At 64.9% G+C, this 18,180-nt stretch carries 19 protein-coding genes; 5 read left to right on the top strand and 14 right to left on the bottom strand.

Annotated features, from left to right (window positions below; all coding sequences use genetic code 11):
- The first annotated feature begins 347 nt into the window (after positions 1-347).
- Positions 348-2,048 (top strand): NlpC/P60 family protein, encoded by a 1,701-nt coding sequence (locus OIU93_RS13130; protein WP_264270524.1) that lies wholly within the window; start codon positions 348-350, stop codon positions 2,046-2,048.
- A gap of 84 nt (positions 2,049-2,132) precedes the next feature.
- Here the strand turns inward: OIU93_RS13130 and OIU93_RS13125 are convergent, their stop codons facing one another.
- The gene (locus OIU93_RS13125; RefSeq protein ID WP_264270523.1) at positions 2,133-3,107 is read right to left on the bottom strand and encodes a universal stress protein; all 975 of its coding nucleotides are present in this window, start codon (positions 3,105-3,107) and stop codon (positions 2,133-2,135) included.
- 169 nt (positions 3,108-3,276) lie between these two features.
- On the opposite strand from OIU93_RS13125, the gene OIU93_RS13120 reads away from it, so the two are divergent.
- Positions 3,277-4,749, top strand: a complete 1,473-nt coding sequence (locus tag OIU93_RS13120) for an NCS2 family permease (protein ID WP_264270522.1) — start codon at positions 3,277-3,279, stop codon at positions 4,747-4,749.
- A gap of 79 nt (positions 4,750-4,828) precedes the next feature.
- On the opposite strand, the gene OIU93_RS13115 is transcribed toward OIU93_RS13120, so the two are convergent.
- From OIU93_RS13115 to OIU93_RS13095, 5 genes are all read right to left on the bottom strand, one after another.
- Positions 4,829-5,962 carry a class I SAM-dependent methyltransferase gene (locus OIU93_RS13115; RefSeq protein WP_264270521.1) on the bottom strand — a complete coding sequence of 378 codons (1,134 nt, stop codon included), beginning with the start codon at positions 5,960-5,962 and terminating at the stop codon, positions 4,829-4,831.
- 128 nt (positions 5,963-6,090) lie between these two features.
- Positions 6,091-6,969, bottom strand: a complete 879-nt coding sequence (locus OIU93_RS13110; protein ID WP_372342927.1) for a spermidine synthase — start codon at positions 6,967-6,969, stop codon at positions 6,091-6,093.
- Positions 6,962-7,483, bottom strand: a complete 522-nt coding sequence (locus OIU93_RS13105) for a GNAT family N-acetyltransferase (RefSeq protein WP_264270520.1) — start codon at positions 7,481-7,483, stop codon at positions 6,962-6,964. Before OIU93_RS13105 ends, OIU93_RS13110 begins: the two co-directional genes overlap by 8 nt.
- A gap of 92 nt (positions 7,484-7,575) precedes the next feature.
- Positions 7,576-8,265: an O-methyltransferase gene (locus tag OIU93_RS13100; protein ID WP_264270519.1), complete on the bottom strand. Its 690-nt coding sequence runs from the start codon at positions 8,263-8,265 to the stop codon at positions 7,576-7,578.
- A gap of 5 nt (positions 8,266-8,270) precedes the next feature.
- Positions 8,271-8,576: a thiamine-binding protein gene (locus tag OIU93_RS13095; protein WP_264270518.1), complete on the bottom strand. Its 306-nt coding sequence runs from the start codon at positions 8,574-8,576 to the stop codon at positions 8,271-8,273.
- Between the two features lie 145 nt (positions 8,577-8,721).
- Between OIU93_RS13095 and OIU93_RS13090 the strand changes: the two genes are divergently transcribed.
- The gene (locus tag OIU93_RS13090; protein WP_264270517.1) at positions 8,722-9,150 is read left to right on the top strand and encodes a hypothetical protein; all 429 of its coding nucleotides are present in this window, start codon (positions 8,722-8,724) and stop codon (positions 9,148-9,150) included.
- Between the two features lie 21 nt (positions 9,151-9,171).
- Here the strand turns inward: OIU93_RS13090 and OIU93_RS13085 are convergent, their stop codons facing one another.
- From OIU93_RS13085 to OIU93_RS13070, 4 genes are all read right to left on the bottom strand, one after another.
- The gene (locus OIU93_RS13085) at positions 9,172-9,486 is read right to left on the bottom strand and encodes an AzlD domain-containing protein (protein ID WP_264270516.1); all 315 of its coding nucleotides are present in this window, start codon (positions 9,484-9,486) and stop codon (positions 9,172-9,174) included.
- Positions 9,483-10,205, bottom strand: a complete 723-nt coding sequence (locus OIU93_RS13080) for an AzlC family ABC transporter permease (protein ID WP_264270515.1) — start codon at positions 10,203-10,205, stop codon at positions 9,483-9,485. Before OIU93_RS13080 ends, OIU93_RS13085 begins: the two co-directional genes overlap by 4 nt.
- 70 nt (positions 10,206-10,275) lie before the next feature.
- Positions 10,276-10,950: a hypothetical protein gene (locus OIU93_RS13075; protein ID WP_264270514.1), complete on the bottom strand. Its 675-nt coding sequence runs from the start codon at positions 10,948-10,950 to the stop codon at positions 10,276-10,278.
- A gap of 53 nt (positions 10,951-11,003) precedes the next feature.
- Positions 11,004-11,864, bottom strand: a complete 861-nt coding sequence (locus OIU93_RS13070; RefSeq protein ID WP_264270513.1) for a glycerophosphodiester phosphodiesterase family protein — start codon at positions 11,862-11,864, stop codon at positions 11,004-11,006.
- 115 nt (positions 11,865-11,979) lie between these two features.
- On the opposite strand from OIU93_RS13070, the gene OIU93_RS13065 reads away from it, so the two are divergent.
- Positions 11,980-13,251, top strand: a complete 1,272-nt coding sequence (locus OIU93_RS13065; protein ID WP_264270512.1) for a DUF445 domain-containing protein — start codon at positions 11,980-11,982, stop codon at positions 13,249-13,251.
- Here the strand turns inward: OIU93_RS13065 and OIU93_RS13060 are convergent.
- The 4 genes from OIU93_RS13060 to OIU93_RS13045 all read right to left on the bottom strand — a co-directional run bounded on the left by OIU93_RS13060 (position 13,248) and on the right by OIU93_RS13045 (position 17,492).
- On the bottom strand, positions 13,248-14,069 hold the full coding sequence (locus OIU93_RS13060; RefSeq protein WP_264270511.1) for a hypothetical protein: 822 nt from the start codon (positions 14,067-14,069) through the stop codon (positions 13,248-13,250). The two genes, OIU93_RS13065 and OIU93_RS13060, sit on opposite strands and share 4 nt — an antisense overlap.
- A 211-nt stretch (positions 14,070-14,280) precedes the next feature.
- Complete coding sequence (locus OIU93_RS13055) at positions 14,281-15,843, bottom strand: SLC13 family permease (RefSeq protein WP_264270510.1); 1,563 nt, start codon at positions 15,841-15,843, stop codon at positions 14,281-14,283.
- 394 nt (positions 15,844-16,237) lie between these two features.
- Positions 16,238-16,696 (bottom strand): DUF2871 domain-containing protein, encoded by a 459-nt coding sequence (locus OIU93_RS13050; RefSeq protein WP_264270509.1) that lies wholly within the window; start codon positions 16,694-16,696, stop codon positions 16,238-16,240.
- Positions 16,697-16,853: 157 nt separating this feature from the next.
- Positions 16,854-17,492 carry an alpha/beta hydrolase gene (locus OIU93_RS13045; RefSeq protein WP_264270508.1) on the bottom strand — a complete coding sequence of 213 codons (639 nt, stop codon included), beginning with the start codon at positions 17,490-17,492 and terminating at the stop codon, positions 16,854-16,856.
- A gap of 69 nt (positions 17,493-17,561) precedes the next feature.
- Between OIU93_RS13045 and OIU93_RS13040 the strand changes: the two genes are divergently transcribed.
- On the top strand, positions 17,562-18,137 hold the full coding sequence (locus tag OIU93_RS13040) for an Lrp/AsnC family transcriptional regulator (protein WP_264270507.1): 576 nt from the start codon (positions 17,562-17,564) through the stop codon (positions 18,135-18,137).
- Positions 18,138-18,180 lie beyond the last annotated feature (43 nt).

Here is an 18,180-nt window from a genome sequence, read left to right as displayed (position 1 = left end):
GGCCCCTTGATCCTGTATGGGCGGATGTTCATCCGGACTTAATCCATCCCCCGACGCGCTTCCAACGCCTCCATCGCTTCGTGACGATGATGCAACACTCCGGCCTGACCTGCCTCTATTCCTGCGAGTTAACGAGTTCGATTCCAAGTTTTCCAAAATGCCGCGCAAATTGACGAATAATTACACTGTTGTAATTGCCGTTATTGAAGTGACTGGTGTTGCCAGTGTGAATAGTTTTCCCATAGGGTGCTATAGGAAGCAGCGATCTGGCCGCACCGTTTCGGCCGTATTTCCCGCGCCTGTTGCGAGACTTGCTAACCGATCGCCGAGGTAAGGAACATCAAGGCATGGCAATCAGGGAAACACTCGGCGTCGCCGCCTGCTCATTTGCATTGGCTGCCACATGCTTCACGGGCGCACTGCCGGCAACAGCGGCACCAATCGCTCCGAGCGCCCTCACCATCGTGGCGGAGCCCGGCACCTCCAGCATCGAGCTCCCTACCCGAGCGCAGTTGGACGCGGCTAAATCTGACCCGGCGGCGCTCAACTCCCTGGTCGAGCGACTCGAAGCCCAGATCGAATCCGGCCGCCAAGGAATCATTTCTGCCGAGGCAGCCGCATTGCATGCCCAGGACAACCTGCTGGCCGCTGATGAATTGCTCGCCGAACGCACCGAGGCCGCTGCGGAAGCCGCCGCGGAAGCGGACAAGGCCACCGAATACCTGCTCTCGAGCAAGAAGGATGTCGGGGAACTGGCATCCAACCTTTACCGCAATGGCGGCATCAATCCCGGCGTTATGACCTTGCTGGAAGACTCACAGGACAACGATGTCCTCTACAAGGCTTCCACCATGGACGCACTGAGTGCCAACCGCACCCTGACCGTCAGCAACGCCGAGGACGCCGCAGCTCTTTGGACTGCCTGGCAGGACTATGCCGCCGCAGCGGCCAAGGCCGCCGACGAAGCAACCAGCGCCCAGCAAACCGCCGCGGCAGCGGCCTCATCGACGCTTTCGAGCTTCCAAGACTCCGTTGCTCCCCAGGAAACAATCCGCGAAGAGCTCATCGGCCAGTTGGCGTACCTGCACGAGGTCGACGCCAGCGAGGAAACCGAGCGCATTGCCGCCAAGGAAGCTGCTGCGGAAGCCAAAAAGCTCCAGGAACTGATCGAGAATGAGCCCCAGTCCGCACCCCCAGAGGTCGAGCTGAGCAAGGCACCCGAGATCAAGCCGCTGGCGGCCCCGCCGAAGGTCCCCACTGAACGCCCGCAGGGCAACTCGCTGGTTCCCAAGCCCTCCGCGCCCAAGCCTCCACAGCTCTCCGTAGCGATTCCCCAGAAGGATGATCCGGAGCCATCCAAGTCCGCTCCGAAGCCTGCTCCCGAACCCCAAAAGCCAACGGAAACCGCCAAGCCGGCTCCCGAGGCCGAGAAGCCGAAGGAAACCGCCAAGCCCAGGCCCAAGCCGGCTCCCGAGGCCGAGAAGCCGAAGGAAACGGTTAAGCCCAAGCCCAAGCCGGCTCCCGAGACCGAGAAGCCGAAGGAAACGGTCAAGCCCAAGCCGACGCCAACACCGAAGCCGACGATCGCTCCGCAGGCCCCGAAGCAGTCAATCAAGCCAAAGCCGGAACCCAAGCCCGAGCCCACCAAGGAGCCCGAGGCGCCCCAGTCGTCACGCAGCTACAACGCGGCCTTCTCCTGGGGCCACATGATCGCCAACGACGAATCCAAGCGATACAGGTACGGCGCCAACGGCCCGGACTTCTACGACTGCTCGTCCTTCACCCAAGCGGCATATGCCAAGTCCGGCATCAACCTGCCGCGAACCTCGTCGCAGCAATATGCGGCCGCGCCGACCAAGGTCCCGCTGAGCCAGCTGCGCGCGGGCGACTTGGTCTTCTCCTCCTCCAATGGAGGCAGCTCGTTCTACCACGTCGCCATTTACCTGGGCGGCGGACAGGTCCTGCATGCACGCAACCCCGCTAGCGGCATCTCAGTCACCTCTCTGGGTTACATCAACAACCTGCACCCCTACGCGGGACGTTACTAAGGATTCACCGCACCTAGATCAAATGGGTGAGGGCCGGGCAACCATTGGTTGCCCGGCCCTCACTCATTTGGTGGTCAAGGAAGCCTAGAGCCCCCCGTTGGCCCTGTCCTCGAACTCCTGGCGGGAGGCCAAGCGCGGGTCATCCCCGTCGGGGACCACCATGACCGGACCCTTGGAGTGGTGCAGCACGCCCTGGCTGGTGGAGCCCAGCAGCATCCCGGCAAAACCGCCGCGACCGCGGGAGCCGGTCACCAGCAGCAGTGCGGTCTCGGATTCGCGGATCAGGATCTCCACCGGAGCGCCGTCGATGACATCGGTTTCAATCTCAAGGCCCGGGAACAGGCTCTGTAGCCAAGCCTTTCCGATGCCCATCTGGTGGCGCACGTCGGCGGTGACCGCTTCCTGGTCAACTGTTGCCGGCATCCAGGCCAGCGCTCCGCTGATCGGTGCTAGGGCACACACCACGCGCAGCGTCAGGCCGCGGGTGGCTGCCAGCTCGGCGGCCACCAGTACGGCCAGGCGCGCCCGGTCGGATCCGTCGACACCGACGACAACCCGGTCCTGGACCTGGGTGTCGTGCTCGTCGCGCTTGGATACGCACAGTGGCACCACGACAGTGGGGCACTTGGAGTGCGCCGGCAGCGCACTGGATACCGAGCCGAGCAGCCTTCCCACGAAGCCGCCGCGGCCACGGGTGCCGACCACGACGAGCTCGGCCTGGCGGCTTAGGTCCAGCAGCACCCCCGCCGGGTCGCCTGACTCGATGTAGGTGCGCACAGTGATGTTTTCGTCGGTGATGGTGGCCCGCGCCTGGCGGACGACTTCCTCCGCGCCGTTGCGGATCAACTGGTCATCCAGCGTGGCGTAACCGGCATCCATGGAGGAGGCGGCGAAGACCGGGATCGTATAGGCGGTCACGATATTCAGGACGCTTCCGCGCCTCTTGGCTTCCTGCGCCGCCCATTTCAGGGCACAGAGGCCCTGGTCTGAACCGTCGACACCAACAACGATTCCTTCGATGACCTCGGCGTCACCCTGGGCCTTGTTGTTTTCGCTCATCGTCTTCACTCCTACGTGTCACGGTCTGAGTCCTCGCGGGCTTCCCCGTACGAGGTCCCGTACTCCCATTGTCTACCACAGTGTGACGTGGGTCTATCTGCCGTTGAGCGTGGCGCATTTCTCCCCTGATTTTTCGCCTAGGGGCGTAAAGCCGAACTATAATTCCCACATGTCCCCTCAGGAAAAGACTCTCCCCCCAAGGACCGACGTGTCACGTCTGGACCGGTATTTCAAGATCACCGAACGCGGCTCGAACTACTCGCGGGAGATCCGTGGCGGCTTCGCCACCTTCTTCGCGATGAGCTACATCGTGGTGCTGAACCCCCTCATTCTTTCCGGCGCCGACTCCAACGGAGACTCGCTGGGCTCGGCCCGCGTCGCCGCGGTCACCGCCCTGGTCGCCGGCATCATGACCATCCTCATGGGCGCGTGGGCCAAGCACCCCTTCGCCATGGCCGCGGGCCTGGGCGTCAACGCCTTCATCGCCGTGACGGTTGCCGCCAACCCGGGACTCACCTGGCCCGACGTCATGGGACTTGTGATCATTTCCGGTGTGACCATGCTGGTGCTGGTGCTCACCGGATTCCGGACCGCAGTGTTCAACGCCGTGCCAACCAGCCTCAAGTCGGCCATCGTGGTCGGCATCGGCATGTTCATCGCCCTCATCGGCTTGGTCAATGCCGGTTTTGTGCGCCGCGTCCCGGATGCCGCCGGCACCACGGTCCCGGTGGGCCTTGGGTTTGACGGCTCGCTGACCGGCTGGCCGATCCTGGTCTTCATCGTCGGCCTGCTGCTCACCATCGCCCTGGTGGTGCGCCAGACCAAGGGTGCCATCCTCATTGGCATCGTGGTCTCCGCGATCCTGGCGAACATCCTCGAGGCCGTGTTCGACATCGGCCCCTCCTTCGATGCCGCCACCGGGACGGCCAACCCGCAGGGCTGGTCGCTGGTGGCCCCCTCGATGCCCACCTGGGCACTTCCTGACCTGTCCCTGGTGGGCGAGGCCAACGTCTTCGGTGCGTTCAGCACCCTGGGTGCCACCTCCGCGCTGCTGCTGGCCTTCGTGATCCTGCTGTCGATCTTCTTCGACGCCATGGGCACGATGGTGGGCCTGGCCAACGAGGCCGGGACGGTGGACAAGGACGGGAACATCCCGGACGTGGACAAGGTGCTGCTGGTTGACGCCATGGGCGCAGTGGTCGGCGGCGGGGCCTCGGGCTCCTCCAGCCAGATCTACGTCGAATCCGGCGCGGGCATCGGCGAGGGTGCCCGCACGGGCCTGGCCTCCATCGTCACCGGCGTGCTGTTCCTGGCCGCCATGTTCCTGACCCCGTTGATCCACCTGGTGCCTTTCGAGGCAGTCGCCCCGGCCCTGGTGGTCGTCGGATTCATGATGATCTCGCACGTTTCCAAGATCGACTGGAACGACTGGGGCGTTGCCATCCCGGCGTTCCTGACGTTCGTGTTGATGCCCTTCACCTACTCGATCGCCAACGGCATCGGTGCGGGCTTCGTGGCCTTCGTCTTCATCCGCTCGATCCAGGGCAGGGCCCGCGAGGTGCACCCGCTGATGTGGGTCGTCGCGGGGGCCTTCGTGCTGTTCTTCGGTATCGGCGTCATCGAGCAGGCCATCGGCATCTAGGCACGCGCGAAAACCAATGAAGCGGGCAGGGGACGAAAGTCCCCTGCCCGCTTTGCTGCCCCCCGTTGGCGGGAAATGGCTACTTGACGCCGAGTTTCCACAGCGAGGTGACCTCGCCCGAGCGTTCCACGTGAAACGGGTCTGAGGTATCGGCCGCGCGCCCATGGGACGGGACGGTGTCCTCGCGTCCCAGCACCGCCAGGCCGGCACCCTCGATCCAGTGCAGCAGCTCCGCGCGCGTGCGCAGCCCCAGCCGCTCGGCCAAATCCGAGATGACCAGCCACCCCTGCCCATCCTTCGCCAAATGGTCGGGCAACCCCGCAAGGAAGGCCCGCAGCATCGCCGACTTGGGGTCGTAGACCGCGTAGTCAAGCAGTGTCTGCGGGGTTCCCGGCAGCCATGGCGGATTGCACACCACCACATCGGCCCTTCCATCGGGGAACATGTCCTGCTTCACTGCGCGTGCCCGCTCCCCCAGCCCGAGCGAGGCGAAGGTCGCCTGCGCGCAGGCGACGGCGCGCTCCTGCGAGTCGGTGCCGATGACCTCGGTGACGCCGCGCTTGGCCAGGATGGCCGCAAGCACGCCGGTGCCCGTGCCGATGTCGAACGCCCGGCCGAGGCCGGGGAGCTCTGCCCGTGCCACCAGGTCCAGGTATTCTCCGCGCACCGGGGCGAAGGTACCGTAGTGCGGGTGGATCTTCGCATCCAGCGCGGCGACGTGCAGCCCGGTGGTGCGCCATTGCTGGGCGCCGATCGCGCCGAGCAGTTCCTGCAGGGAAACCACCACGGGTTCGGCCACCTGCCCAAAGGCATTGGTCCAGGCCTCGGTGACATCCGGGGCGCGGCGCAGTGCAACGGCCGGGCCGGGGCCCACCGGAACCAGCAGCATCGACAGGATCCGCGCCCGGTGCGTGCGTGCCTGGCGGTACTTGTAGAAGCGCTCGGCGGTCGTGGGTGCCGCGGCAGTGCGCTTGGCCTTGCCTCCGGCGGGAATGCGGCGGGCGATGGCGCTGAGCAACTGGCGGGCGTTGTGGTAGTCCCCGGTGAAGAGCATGCCGGTGCCGTTGGTCGCCATCCGGTAGGCGTCGTCGGCTCCCCGTGAGTCGTCGACCTCAACGATGGCCTTGGGCGGCGGAACGTCATTGGCCGAGGACCACAGCGCCGCCTTTTCCAGGCCGTCGTGTGTCCAGGAGACTGTTGCGGGGGTGTTCATGGCGGTGCTGGCGCTCCTGCTCAACGTGGGTGGGGGGTGGATACCGCGGTAGGCAAAAGGCCCTGTGAACCCCAAGCCTATAGCGGCCGGCGGGCACCCGTTGCCGCACCAAGCGGGCTGCGGCCGCGCTACACCGCGGTGGCGTGGCGCGCGAAGGCGCGCACCGTGGCATCGTCCCAGTGCTGGGCAGGGACTCCGCCGCCAAGCAGTTCCCGGATGAACTCCGGACCCGCGGGGATCGGCGCGTTGGAACCGGCGATGATGACATTGCCGTGTCGCCTGCCCTTGAGCATGGTCGGGTCGGCCACGATGGCCACGTGCTTGAAGACCGCGCCGATGGTGGCGGCCTCGCGCCGGGCATTCTCCAGTGCCGGGGTGTCCCCGCAATTGACGATGTACAGGCCAGCCTCATCCAGGACCCTGGCGGCGTGGGCGGTGAAGGCCAGGGTGGTCAGGTCCCGGGGGGTCTGGTCCCCGGCGAAAACGTCGCGGATCACCAGGTCGCGCGTGGCGTCGGTGAGCGTTGCCAGCACGGCTCCGGCCTCCCCGACGCGGATGCGCAACAGCGGCGCGCGCGGCAGGTCGAACCAGGCGCGCACCAAGGCGGCGAGCTTGCCGTCCAGCTCCACCACGACTTGGCGCGCGTTGGGGTAGGTCACCGACGCCCAGCGCGCCATGGAGCAGGCGCCGCCGCCCAGGTGCAGGGCGCGGAGCTTGTGCCCGTTGGCCTCGATCTGCCCGGGGTTGAAGCGGGAGCGGATGAGTGCGGCGATCCAGCGCATGTACTCGAAGTCGAGATGTCCGGGCACGGCAAGATCCACGTGCGAAGACGGCACGTCGTTGATCCGCAGCAGCCAGCCGGTGGGCGAATAATGGTCGCGTTCAAGTTCCGCGGTGCCGGTGTCGATGGGGTAGATCCCCTCGACGGGGCCGTCCTGCGGTGCAGCAGGCGTGTTGGCCGTTGCGGTGGCGAGGTTGCCGCCGCGCTTGTTCCTGCCCTTAGCCACGGTGTGCGCCACGGCGGACCATGCGGATTTCGTTCAGTCCGCTCCAGTCGTCGGCCAGCGGTTCCATCCGGCCGTCGGCATCGAATCCGTGCTTGGCATAGAAGGCCTGGGCGCGCGAGTTGTGCTCGAGGACCCAGAGCACGGCTGCGCGTTCCCCCAGCACGGTGTCAAGCAGCCGCCGGCCCAGCCCGGTGCCGTGTTCGGCGGCCAGGACGTAGAGGAGCTGCAGCTCGATGTCGATCCCGGTGTCGGCATCGTCCTCGGCAGCCGGCCCGCCTCCGGCAATTCCGACGATGTCCCCGGCGGGGTTCGTGGCGATCCACAGCTCGGCGCCCTGGGCCAGTCCACGGATCCACCAGTCGCCCTGCTGCTCGAGGGAAGCGCGGGCGTTGGCAAAGAAGGATTCCGGACGTTGGCTGCCGTAGGTCTCTTCCCACGCCTGCAGCTTCATCTCAAGGGCAGCGGGGATGTCTTCGGGTACGGCAAGTCGAATGGCGTAGGGCTCTGTAGTCACAGGGGCAAGCCTATGTGCTTCGGGGGCCGGGGGACGAAAGCCGTGATGCACATCAACGGGCGCCACCGGGGATGACGGCGCACCGGGACCTGTTAGCGGATGATCCCCACGGCAAAGCCGTCCCAGCCCTTGACGCCCACGGTCTGCAGGGCCGTGGCATCCACGCGCGGATTGGAACCCAGCACGTCGATCCCCCTCCGCACGCCGTTGACCAGGCGCCCGGCATCGGTGAGGGGGTCCCCTTCTTCCAGCACGGCGCCTTCGCGCACCACGTTGTCCACCACGATGACGCTGCCGGGACGGCCCAACATGATCGCCAGGTCGATGTAGTGCGCGTTGTTTTCCTTGTCGGCATCGATGAAGAACAGGTCAAACGGCTCCCCGTCCTCGGCCAGCAGGGAGTCGAGGGTGTCGAGGGCTGCGCCGATGCGGATCTCCACCCTGTCCTCTACCCCGCTGGCTGCCAGGTTGTCAGCGGCCACCCGGGCATGCAGCGGCTCGTATTCGCAGGTGGTCACGTGCCCCTCGGGGCCCACGCCGCGCGCCAGCCAGGTGGTGGAGTAGCCGCCTAGCGTGCCGATTTCCAGCACGCGCTTGGCACCGGCGATCTGGGTCAGCAACATCAGGAACTTCCCCTGCACCTCGCTGACTTCAATGTGGGGCAGCCCGGCCTCGTGGGCACGCCGACGTGCCGCCGCCATTTCCGGCTCCGGTGCCAGCAACTTTTCCACCAGGAACTTGTCGACGTCGACCGGGTTGGCGGAGGTCGCGGAGGTGTCCATGCTTGCTACTCCTGCTCGTTTATGGCCTTTTCCAGACGCTCGATCTTTCCGGTGATCTCCCCGCTGTAACCGGGGCGGATATCGGCCTTGAGCACCAGGGATACGCGCGAGCCATAGGCTGCCACGGCTTCCGTGGCGCGCTTGACCACGTCCATGACCTCGTCCCATTCGCCTTCCAGCTCGGTGAACATCGATGAAGTGGAGTTGGGCAGGCCCGATTCCCGGACCACCTTGACGGCGGCTGCCACCGCATCGTGGACCGACCCGTCGGTGTTGTCGGTACTGGGGGCTACGGAAAAGGCAACAATCATGGTTCCACTTTGCCACCGAGGCCCCGACATGTCACTTGCCTGCACCGCAAAAAGACTTTCAGGGCAATCGGTAGGCATTTTCCTTGCCAAGGGCCAACGGCTCTGCAAGGCTCGATCCACGTGACAAAGCTTGGGGGACCGGATCTTGGGAAAACTCGTACGGATCGGTGCGGCATTGTGCATGCTGGGCGTCGTGTGCGGATGTTCGGCGCTACCCGCACCACGGTCGGTGGCCGCGGGTGCTCCCGAACTGGATGACCTGTTGGCGGTGGTTCCGGGCGAGGCCCGGGTGCTCATGGGCATGGGTTCGACCGACCATGCGGAGGTCATGGCCACCGCGGAGCTTGGTGACTACCGTGCAACCCGGCTGACCGTGGTGGCAGTTTGCCAGGGCGAGGGCGAATTGCAGCTCTCCCTGGACCATGGCGGCGCAGTGGCGCTCCCCTGTGACAAAAAAATTGCCACTGTCGACATCCCCGTCACCTCCGGAGCACGTCCCAGCAAGGTGTCAATCGTGCTCGATCCGGGCAACACCTACTCGACGCTCGTCTATGCCGCGGACCCGCCACAGTAGGGCGTGGACCCGGGGATTCGCTCAGCCCCAACCCAGGTAGCGGGTCAAGGCCGCCGCGCCCGCCCCGGCAATGACCACGACGAGGAACGGCGCCCGCAACAGCAGCGCAACGCCGGCGGCGGCCAAGGCGGCAAGCCTTGCATCGAATTCCACGCTGGTCCCGCTGGCGACGGTGTTGACGATGGTCAACGAGGCCAGCAGCCCAATGGTCAGGGTGCCCGCGGCGCGGGTCACCTTCTCGTTTTCGAGGATTTTCTCCGGGACCAGGTACCCCAGGAGCTTGATCGCGTAGGCCGCGGCGCAACCGGCAAGGACCCACCACCACAATTCATTCATCGCTTGCCCTTCGCGCTGTTGTGCGGCTCGACATCCGGTTCGAGTCCTTCGGTGGCCGGTCCGCGGCCAAAGTAGCCCCAGACCCCGGCGACGACGGCGGCCACCAGGATCGGCACGCCCGGCGGCACCAGCGGGATCGCCAGGACAGTGGCCAGCGAACAGACCGCTGCGATGGCCACGGGCTCCGCTGATTTCAGGCGAGGCCACAGCAGGCCCAGGAATGCGGCAACAGCGGCACCGTCAAGACCCCAGGCCTTAGGGTCGCCCAAGGCATCGCCCAGCAGTGCGCCCACCACCGTGAAAATATTCCACAAGACGTATACGCCAATTCCTGCCACCCAGAACCCGCGCCGCTGCTCGCCGGGTTCCGTCTGGCCGGCGGCGGTGGCGGTGGATTCGTCAATGGTCACTTGCGCCGCAGCGAGCTTTTTCAGTCCACGCGGCCTGAGCATGGCCTTGACCTGCATGCCGTAGACGGCATTTCTCACGCCCAATAGCGTGGCTGCACCGAAGGCCGGCCCGGGGCCGCCGCCACCGGCAATCACGCCGATGAAGGCAAATTGCGAGCCACCGGTAAACATGAGCAGGCTCAGGGCCACGGTCTGCCAGAGATTCAAGCCGGCGGCAATGGCCAAGGCACCAAAGGAAATCCCGTAGAGACCCGTCGCCACGGAGATCGAGAGAGCCGTCTTGGTGGCAGGAGTCAGTTGCAGTGTCACGGTATCAAGCCTAGTCGCGAGCGCAGCTCCGCACGATCCCTGCCCCGCAGTTGCGCCCTCCGGGCCCGGCTCAGCCGTGGGTCGCCTCGTAGCGAACCTTGAGCGTTCCTCGCTTGATCTTGGCCTCCAGTATCCGGGTGCCCCGCAACGCGGCCAGATTGCGGACGTGCGTGCCGCCGCACGGTTCCGCGTTGACCCCGGATATCACCACAGTGCGAATACCGGTCTCGTCGATGGTACTTGTGACGGGAGCCCCGGTGGCGACCAGCGCGTCCATACGTTCCTGGATCTCGGCGATGACCGGCTCGCGAGAGGACGCGGTGGAGAGATCCTCGGGGACGGAATCGGGATGGAAATCCAACCGAGCCTGACCCGGGAAATGGCTGTGGCCGCTGTGCCGCCAGCCCCGCTCCTCGCCCAGAAATCCCACCAGGTGCCCGGCAGTATGCAATGCGGCGTGCAGAAGCCGCGTTTCCGGATCAACCGCTGTGCGCACGACCGCTCCCACGTTGTATTGCCCGGCACCGGTGAGGACCACCATCCCGTCCGCGCTGCGCGTCACCGCGACCGCGCGGCCCTCCACCGTTCCCGAGTCTTCCATCTGCCCGCCTCCACGCGGGTGAAAGATATTCGGACTGACAGCAATCCAGGGCTCGCCCTCATCATCACGCCCGGCGGCAATGACGGCGGCTGATGCCTCAAACAGGTAGGTATCGGAAAAATACGCGTTCACTTGTTGTTCCACGCCGCGAGTCTACGCCTGTGCGTCCCCGTGCCCGGCTCCACCGCGCCCTTGTCCTAGGCCAGGCCTAGGTGCGCCTTGATGAGGGCCGGAACGTTGCTGGTCAGCTGGGCGACGCCCCGGCCAACGAGATATCTGGCGTCCTCGGGATCATCCACCGTCCACACCCGGAATGTTGCGCCGCGGGCCAGCCATTGACTGGTTACCGTGGGATGCTTGCGCATGTAGGCGACGCCGGGTCCCGCCAATTGCGGAACCCCGGTATTCAGCAACTCCACCCCCTCGGTCATGGCCTTGGCCAACACGGCCGCCACCCCTGCACGGTCACTTTCCCCTGCCTTGACCAGCTCGTCGATCCAGTCCTCGTCGACCTCGGTGACCAGTTGGCAGACATGGGCCGGCGGGATCCGCTCCATCAGGTAGCGCACCGATCCGGGGTCGAAGCTCATGAACGAAATGTAGATGTCGTCCACCATGGATTGTTCAGGTTGCCACCCCATGTCCGACAGCTCGGCGATCATCGCTTCTTCCAATTGCCGCCCGTAGGGACTCGGATGCTTGATCTCCACGGCGAGGCCCACGGGGCGGTCGGCAGCCTGCAGCAGCTCCACCAATTCGCGCAGGGTCACCAACTGCTCATGGATCTTCCCATGGGATGCGGGAATCCGCGGGTTCTTCCATGAGGAGAAATCAAGTGACTTCAACTCGGCCAGGGTCTTGTCCCCGACCCTTCCGTTGGAGTCCGAGGTCCTGTCCACCGTCGGGTCGTGATGGCAGACCACAAAACCATCGGAACTCAGGTGGATGTCGCATTCGATGCCGTCCGCCCCGTCCGCCAGAGCCTGCACGTATGCGGCACGCGTGTTTTCGGCATAGGCCTTCGATGAACCTCGGTGGGCGTAGACAAGGGTTCGCATGCCTTTTACGCTACCGCCGTCCCCGAAGCCCGCGCCGCTTGCCGCGCCCGTTGTCGGGTGAACTATCGTGGAAACCTGTTCCATCCACATGTCCAGGCCAAGGGAGCCGCAGTCAATGTCGTCAACCGGATTCAGCCTCGCCCCCGTGAACGACGCCGCCAAGGCGGTCGCGCTGCGCAAGATGAAACGACTCGCCACGGGGTTGCTGGTCATCATGGCGGTGATTTTTGCCGTGGCCTTCGCCCTGCAGCACCGCTATCCGTGGCTCGAGTATGTGCGGGCAGCCGCCGAGGGGGGAATGGTCGGCGCGCTGGCCGACTGGTTTGCCGTCACGGCACTGTTCAAGCACCCCATGGGGCTGAAGATCCCGCACACGGCGATCATCCCGCGCAAGAAAGACCAGATCGGCGAGAGCCTGGGGCAGTTCGTGCAGGAGAACTTCCTTTCCCGGGATGTCGTCGGCACAAAGTTGGAGCAATTCGATGTTTCGCGCACTGTCGGCGGCTGGCTGGCCAAGGAGGACTCGGCCACCCGGGTGGCCCAAGAGGCCTCCACGGTGATCGGGGCGATGCTCGAGGTCCTGGATGACCGTGATGTCCTGGCGCTGCTGGAATCCCTGGCCAAGAAGCACATGCTTGCCCCCGAATGGTCATCGACCTTGGGCCGGATCATGGAGCGGGTGGTTGCCGACGGCCACCACAAGCCGGCAGTGGATCTTTTGGCCGAACGGGCAGGGCAGTGGGTGGTGGACAACCGCGAGATGGTCGTTTCCCTGGTCGCCGAGCGCTCGCCCTCATGGGTCCCGGCGATGGTTGACACGCTGCTGGGTGAAAAGCTTCACCGCGAATTGCAGAAGTACGTACAGTCGGTGCGGAGCGACCCGCACCATTCCATGCGCTCGAGCATCGATCGGTGGTTGGAGAGGTTTGCCGCGGACATGCAGTCCGATGCGGAAATGATTGCCAAGGTCGAGGCCATGAAGCACTCGCTCCTTGGCGATGCGCAATTGCGCGAATTGGCCGCCACCAGCTGGTCATCCATCAAGGCCGCACTCGTCGATGCGATGGAAAACCCCGGTTCCGAGCTGCGCAGGTCCATGATTGCGGCAATCCGCGACTTCGGCGCGAGGCTGCGTGACGATGCCCGGCTGGCAGCCAAGGTCAACGGGTGGGTGGCGAACGCCGTGGTCTATGTCGTGGAAAACTACAGCGGACAGATCACGTCTTTGATCACCGACACCGTCGCCCGCTGGGATGGCAGGGAGACCAGCGAAAAAATCGAGCTTCAGGTCGGACGGGATCTGCAATTCATCCGCATCAACGGCACCGTGGTTGGCTCCCTGGCCGGTCTGGCCATCTTCACCTTGGCCAACGCACTGCTGCGCTAGCTTTCCTCGCCGGCCTCGAGAATGGTTCCGCGTCGCCGACGTTCGGCTTCGATGCCGGCTTCGACCTCGGCGTGCGCCTCGAGACGCTCCCCCTCGCTGACCAACTGGCCGGGGATGGTCGTGGGCAGGGTGCCAAAGGCAAGGGAGGCCGCTTCGATGACCTTCTTGCCCAGGAACCGGTTGCCGAATCCGCCCACCGCCGCACCGATGCCAAAGGGAACCGCCCGCCCCAGCATCGAAGCCCCCTGGGTGGCAAGCATCTTCTTCAGGAACGTTCGTTGCATGGTTTTCTGCATGGTCACCCACAAGCTGGAGGGCTTGTTGGCCCCAAACATTGCTGCCCATCCCTGGACGGGTCCGGCGCCGCGTCCCGCAACCTGGTGCGTCAGTGCGGAAATCATCGAACTTCCCTCGTCCCCCATGAGTATCGCCATGACCAGCAGCCGGGCCTTGTCCGGGTCTTCGGTGGTGATGCCGTGCAGTTCGGCGAGCGACTGCGCATAGAGCGCGCTCGCCTCAAGGAAGCCGATGGTCGCAGCCGCGGAGAAGCCCAGGGCAGCGACTGTTCCGACACCGGGGATGGCTGCCGTCGCACCAACTGCCGCACCGGATCCGGTGATGGCCAGCAGGTAGTCGCGTTCGACGAGCTTGGCCAGCTCCGCCGCGGTGTGGGCAGGGTATTTGCGGCGCAGGCGGCGCAAATAGGCCAGGACCAACGGGCGCTGCACACTGACGGCCTTCATGACGGCGCTCTGCACCCCGGGCTTGGGCTTGCCGTCCGGGCCGATGACACTGGAGGTAATGGGGTTCTTTTTCATCCTGCCTCCCACTCTATGGGTACATTGCGGATCGACGTAAGGAATTTTCGCTCGGCATAAGCGGCGCGAACCGACCGTGCCCCGTGGCCGATCGATCCGGCGCCAACGCGAGGGCCGGAACGGCCACCGTCGGCCGCGGAGCACCATGCTGGAATGCCGAGGGCCCGACAGGAAGCAAATCCTGTTGGGCCCGCAAAAAATCAGCAGGGTGTCAGATCGAGATACCGAACGCGAGCGGCAACAACGTGTACAGGGTAACGACGATCAGCACGATCGCCACAAGGTTCAGCCAGACGCCGGCACGGACCATCTGCTTGATGGAGACTTCTCCCGTTCCAAAGGCCACGGCGTTGGATGGCGTTGCCACCGGAAGCATGAATGCCGAGCAGACCGCGAGCGTCATCACGATCGTCATCAGCACCGGGTCCATGCCGATGCCCACGGCCACGGCGCCCATGATCGGGAAGAATGCAGCGGCTGTGGCGGTATTGCTAGTCAGCTCCGTCAAGCCCAGACCAACAATGGCCGCAATAAGCAGGATGACTACAGGCGGCATACCCTGCAGGGCACCAACTTGAGTGCCGATCCACTGGGAGAGGCCGGTCTGCGTGAACATGGCCGACAGGCTGAGCCCTCCGCCGAAGAGCAGGAGCAGGCCCCACGGGATATCGCGCGCCGAGCCCCAGCCCAGCAACGGGGCAGACCCCTTGGCCTCCGAACGCTTCTGCGCCGGGACCAGGAAGCAGGCGATGGCTGCGGCCATCGCCACCTGGGTGTCCGAGATCTTGCCCAAGAACGGCAGCGCGGCCTCGACCGCGGGAATGGCTGCAATGAACGGAACAGCCACCCAGCAGAAGATCGCGGCCGCGAAAATGGCCGAAACGCGGCGTTCCGGGGTCGTCATCCTGCCCAGCTTGGCCAGTTCGTCGCGGATCAGATCGGCGCCGCCGGGAATTTCGGTCATGGAGCTGCGGAACACCAATTTTGTCAGGACCAGCCACGCCAACACCAGCATGACGGCGGCAAACGGGACGCCCACCAGCATCCATTGGCCGAATCCCATGTCGTATCCAAGCTCCGATGCCATATAGGCCTTCATCAGGGCCATCGGCGGCTGCCCAATCAGGGTCGCCATCGAGCCGACAGTGACACCATAGGCAATGCCGAGCATCATCGAGGCGGCGAACTTCGTGTCTACGGCATCCTTGTCAATGCTGCGCACCAGCTGAAGGATGGACACGCCAATCGGCACCATGATGACGGCCGTCGCGGTATTGGAAACCCATGCCGAGATGAAGGCGGAGGCAAGCATCATGCCGAAGACGATTTGGCTTGGCTTCGTTCCCATCGCCCTGATGGTCAGAAGCGCAATGCGCAGATGCAACTGGCTCTTCTCCGTCGCCAGGCCGAGAATCACCCCACCCAGCACCAAGAACACCACGGACGAGGCATACGGGGCAGCGACATTCTCCATGGTGTCCATCCCAAACAGCGGGAAAAGAACCAATGGAAGCATCGAGGTCACCGGGATCGGCGCTGCCTCGGTCATCCACCAGATGGCCATCCACAGGGCACATCCGGCAACGGTCCGCCCCTCGAAGGCCAGGCTAGAAGGCAGGACAAGGGCCAAGACCAATCCGGCGAGCGGGCCGCCGAGCAATGCCCACAGGTTGCGGCGGGGACCGGTGTCGAACGAGTCGGCCGTTTCGGCCGTTTCGCGTATCGATCCCGCGGGCTCTCCCGGGTCGGAACGGACTGGGGCTTCTGCTGACATATGGGGGCTCCTGGGTGTTGCAAACGGTGACCCTCCACACTAGGTGCCGTGATCCAGTAAACAGAAATACCCATTGCGGCCCCATTGGGACGAATCGCATATGGATTGTAGTCCGCCCGGGGTTTTGCTTCGGGGTCACCCAGAAAGCCGCCGAAGTCGCGGGGAGGCGCTCCATGATGGCCGGCACCAACCCCGTCGCCGCGGCCCTTCAGAGGCGTCCCCGCCCTTTTCGCCAGGGTCCTTCAGTTCCCCTGGACACCAAGCTGTTGCAGCCAGCGAACGCACCCCCTATCCAGTCGCCTGCGCCAAGCCCCAAGCTGATGCGCTTGCGGCACGGAACACTCTTGGCCAGGAGGGTTCCGCGCCCAGGGTGCCGAAGCCAGTCTTGTTTCGGCTAGCGCCCGGCGAGCGCCGGCGCGGCCGACCCGGAGGTTTCAGCGGCCTTGAGGGCCGCCCGCAAGGCAACAAACAGGAGGATGACCGCAACGCTCAAGGAGATGTGTCCCAAACCGGCAATGCCGGCGAAGGCGGCCGAGCTCGCATCCTTGCCCAACACCACCAGCGTCCCCTTGACAAGCATCATGCCACCGGTCACCGCAACGCCGGTCGTCCACATCCAGTAGAACCAGGTGAAGGCCCGCGGAGCGGCGGCGGAAATGGCAAAGAGCCGCTCCAACGCCAACATGATGAGCAGGAACACGAAGCCGAGCACCAGCAGGTGGGTGTGCACCAGCGGCAGCTGGGATGCCGAACGGTCAGCGACGTCGCTAGCCTTCGTCAGCTCGCGGTAATAGAGGCCCGAGAGGACTCCGGTGATTCCAAAGACAAAGGCGGTGTACATCAGGCGCATCATGGCGTTGTGGTTCCTTTCGCTGGTGCCCGGGCAAACAATGGTTGTGCCGACAGGGCCCTCGGGCACGAGGCCTTGCCGCATCTCACCATCCACTGTGCCCGGATGCGCCCCCGGCCGGATCAACCATCCGGTTGATTGTGCGTGCAGCGGGCGGGAATCACGCCGTTGGCTTGGCCGCGAGGTAGTGCCGGTAGAAGTTGCGCACGTCGCGGCGCTCGTCGGCACCGAAGCCGTGCCCCATCTCCGGGTAAGTGCGGGACGTCAGGGCCGTGTGTTCGTCGAGCCATTGCCCCGTGTACGCGACGGCATCGGGGTTGATCACCAGGTCGAAGGGGTCCCTGCCCCAGAAAAACGGAACCGCTTCCCCGGGCTCCGGAACGATGTCGGTAAGGGAAAGCAGCTCGTTGGAGAGTACAAAGCCACTAAGTCCCGTGATCGTGGCATAATTTCCCGGCCGCAGCCGGTGCAGCGTCGTGGCCATGGCCATTCCCTGCGAATGCCCCAGCAGGCTGATCGAGCGATAGCCGCGGGCATACCTGTCCTGCCAATCGAACACCTGCTGTGCAGCGGAGACCACCTTGGCAAAGTCATTGGCGAGGAAGTAATCGAGCAGGAACCAACCCCGGTCCCCTCCGACCTCCATCGGCCCGCGCAACGCCACCCCGGTGGCATCCGGCGGAAGCTCGTCGAACCAACCCGTCATCCGTTCCGGGTTTGAGCCGTAGCCATGCAGCATCATGACCAGGTCGGTGCCCGCCCGCCGGCCCGCCGGCCGGGAATAGATTCCCTCATCCATTCATCCACCGTAACCCGTGCCCGCCGGCCGATTCGCGCGCAAGGCGGCTTCAGCCGCATACTGGGGCGCATGAGAATCGATTCGTTGGACGTGTCACTGATCGAGCTGTTCACCGACTTTCCCGGCATCGGGGTCATGGAGTGTTCCAAGCGCCTGGGAGTTGCCCGCGGCACGGTGCAAAACCGGCTGAACCGGCTGCATGAATCCGGGGTGATCACGCGCATCGCCCCGCAAATCGATGCAGCCGCAATGGGCTATCCGGTCGCCGCCTTCTGTTCGCTGCAGATCCAGCAGAACCTGGGCCACGACGGAATGGCCGAGAAGCTCGAGCAGATCCCGGAGATCCTCGAGCTGCACACCGTCTCGGGATCCAGCGATTTTTTGGTGAAGATCGTGGCCCGCTCCACCGCCGACCTGCAGCGGGTCATCGATGCAATCTCCGCCACCGAGGGCATGGGCCGCTCCGCCTCCTCCATCGTGCTGGCAACGCACTTCGAGAACCGGGTCATCCCGTTGGCGCGGGATGCAGCGCTGCACAATCCAGAGTCCCCCGCAGAGCCGGGCAACCGCTTGCGAAGCAACTCGCTGCGCAATGGCGGTACCCTGAATGCGGCTAGAAAAAACATTGGGCACAATGTCCAGTGATCCACCACGCGCACTGATCTTTCTGTACAACCTGTGCGGTCTT

It is taken from the genome of Paeniglutamicibacter sp. ZC-3 (genome assembly GCF_025847175.2).
Classification (GTDB): domain Bacteria; phylum Actinomycetota; class Actinomycetes; order Actinomycetales; family Micrococcaceae; genus Paeniglutamicibacter; species Paeniglutamicibacter sulfureus.
Note: the sequence above shows the minus strand (reverse complement) of the source record. Positions and strands in the feature narration are given on the sequence as shown.